Genomic DNA, 2,563 nt, shown 5'->3' with positions numbered 1-2,563 from the left:
GGTCGGCAGGTCGGCATGGATCACCAGTTCAAGGTTGGGCAGGTCGATGCCGCGTGCCGCCACGTCGGTGGCGATGCAGACCTTGGCGCGGCCGTCGCGCATCGCCTGCAGCGCGTGGCTGCGCTCGTTCTGACTCAACTCGCCCGAAAGCGCCACGACGGAAAAGTTGCGGTTGTTGAAGCGCGCGGTCAGGTGATTGACGGCGGCGCGCGTGTTGCAGAACACCAGTGCGTTCTTCGCCTCGTAATAGCGCAGCACGTTGATGATGGCGTTTTCCCGATCGGGCTGAGCTACGCTCAGCGCCCGGTATTCGATGTCGAGATGCTGCTTCTCCTCGCCGGAGGCCGAGATGCGCACCGCATCGCGCTGGTAGCCTTTGGCCAGCGTGGCAATGGCGCGCGGCACGGTAGCCGAAAACATCAGCGTGCGGCGCTCGGCAGGGGCGGCGTCGAGGATGAATTCGAGATCCTCACGAAAGCCGAGATCGAGCATCTCGTCGGCCTCGTCGAGCACCACTGCCTTCAGTTCAGACATGTTGAGCGAATTGCGGGTGATGTGGTCGCGCAGCCGGCCGGGCGTGCCAACAACGATATGGGCGCCGCGCTCCAGCACGCGCCGTTCGGTGCGCATGTCCATGCCACCGACGCAGGACGCTATCGCTGCGCCGGTCGGTTCGTAGAGCCATTCGAGCTCGCGCGTCACCTGCAAAGCGAGCTCCCGCGTAGGCGCGATGGCCAGCGCCAGCGGTGCTGCGGCATGGAAAAAGCGCTCCGCGCCGTCGAGAAGAGTCGGCGCCAGAGCCAGCCCGAAGGCAACGGTCTTGCCAGAGCCGGTCTGCGCCGAAACCAGCGCATCGGCCTGCCCGAGCTCGAGAACCGCCTTCTGCACCGGCGTCAGCTCGACATAGCCGCGTTTTTCCAGCGCCTTTGCAAGCGCGGGGTCAATAGCTTCGAAATTGGACATATGCTTCTTTCGGAATTCGGATTCTTTTATGCCCCGCAATGGGTCATCCGTCGGCGAGGGCCAGAAGCGCCACGAGCCAAACGATCCAATCGTTCGTACTTCGCGCCGCCGCCATTGTACAGGGCAAGCCGCCTCGCCGGGTTGCGATTGACTCTTTGCGCAAACCGCGTAAAAGCCGGCACCGAACGGGATAGTTTCGATGCGCGGCCTTTTGATGGCGCTTCTTGCATTCGACCTCCCCGGCCGCAATGCGAACCATTGGGCCGGGCGTGTCGGCGCGTCTCCTAGTTCCAGCAAAACTACGGCTAAAACGACCACTAAAACGGTCTGATTCCCTTGGCCTAACCACCCCTCTCCCGGGTCCGGCCCGGGGGTTGAAACCCGCATCGGTCGGCGGGTTTTCTCCAAAAACCGAGCGGAGAGGACAGGAGATTTCGATGAGTTTCAAGGTTGCAATCGTCGGCGCCACGGGCAATGTGGGCAGGGAAATGCTCAACATACTGGAAGAGCGCGGCTTTCCGGTGAGCGAGGTGGTGGCGCTGGCCTCGCGGCGCAGCCAGGGCACGGAAGTGTCGTTCGGCGACCGCACACTGAAGGTCAGGGCGCTCGACCAATTTGATTTTTCCGACACCGACATCTGCATCATGTCGGCCGGCGGCAACGTCTCGAAGGAATGGTCGCCGAAGATCGGCAAGCAGGGCTGCGTCGTCATCGATAATTCGTCGGCCTTCCGCTACGATCAGGACGTGCCGCTGATCGTGCCGGAGGTGAACCCGGACGCGATTTCGCTGTTCACGCGCAAGAACATCATCGCCAATCCGAACTGCTCGACGGCGCAACTGGTCGTGGCGCTAAAGCCACTGCACGACTTGGCCACCATCAAACGCGTCGTCGTCGCCACCTACCAGTCGGTATCCGGCGCCGGCAAGGAAGGCATGGACGAATTGTTCACGCAGACGCGGGCCGTGTTCGTCGCCGACCAGGTCGACGTCAAGAAATTCACCAAGCGCATTGCCTTCAACGTCATCCCGCATATCGACGTCTTCCTCGACGACGGCTTCACCAAGGAAGAGTGGAAGATGGTCGCCGAGACCAAGAAGATGCTCGATCCCAAGATCAAGCTGACGGCGACCTGCGTGCGCGTGCCGGTGTTCATTGGCCATTCGGAAGCCGTCAACATCGAGTTCGAAAAGCCGATCACCGCCGACGAGGCGCGCGAGATCCTGCGCGAAGCGCCGGGCTGCCAGGTTCTCGACAAGCGTGAGGACGGCGGCTACATCACGCCGCTGGACTCGGCCGGCGAAGATGCCACATTCATTTCGCGCATCCGCGAGGATTCGACCGTCGACAACGGCCTGTCGATGTGGATTGTCTCCGACAATCTGCGCAAGGGCGCGGCACTCAACGCGGTGCAGATCGCGGAGCTGCTGATCGAGCGCGGGCTGATCCAGCCGAAGAAAAAGGCGGCATAGTTATCGCTCACGGGCCGTTTCGCCGCTGCCGCGGCGGGCCCTCCGCGGGGGCGCCGGACAACGGCCCGCAGTCGCGGGCTCGGCCTTCGGCCGTTAGCCCCATTCTCCCTGTTCACGGGGAGAAGGTC

Annotated in this window: 2 protein-coding genes; one reads left to right on the top strand and one right to left on the bottom strand. The window is 62.9% G+C overall.

Annotation, left to right across the window (positions count from 1 at the left end; translation table 11 throughout):
* Positions 1-963: DEAD/DEAH box helicase (locus EOA86_RS30215; protein WP_164892122.1), on the bottom strand; the 963-nt coding region annotated here is incomplete at its 3' end.
* 437 nt (positions 964-1,400) lie between these two features.
* Here EOA86_RS30215 and EOA86_RS30210 point away from each other — a divergent pair.
* A complete protein-coding gene (locus tag EOA86_RS30210; protein WP_029349467.1) occupies positions 1,401-2,435 on the top strand; it encodes an aspartate-semialdehyde dehydrogenase in 1,035 nt (344 codons plus the stop codon).
* The last annotated feature ends 128 nt before the right edge of the window (positions 2,436-2,563 follow it).

The organism is Mesorhizobium sp. M5C.F.Ca.IN.020.32.2.1 (genome assembly GCF_004023105.1).
GTDB lineage: Bacteria > Pseudomonadota > Alphaproteobacteria > Rhizobiales > Rhizobiaceae > Mesorhizobium > Mesorhizobium wenxiniae.
Note: the sequence above shows the minus strand (reverse complement) of the source record. Positions and strands in the feature narration are given on the sequence as shown.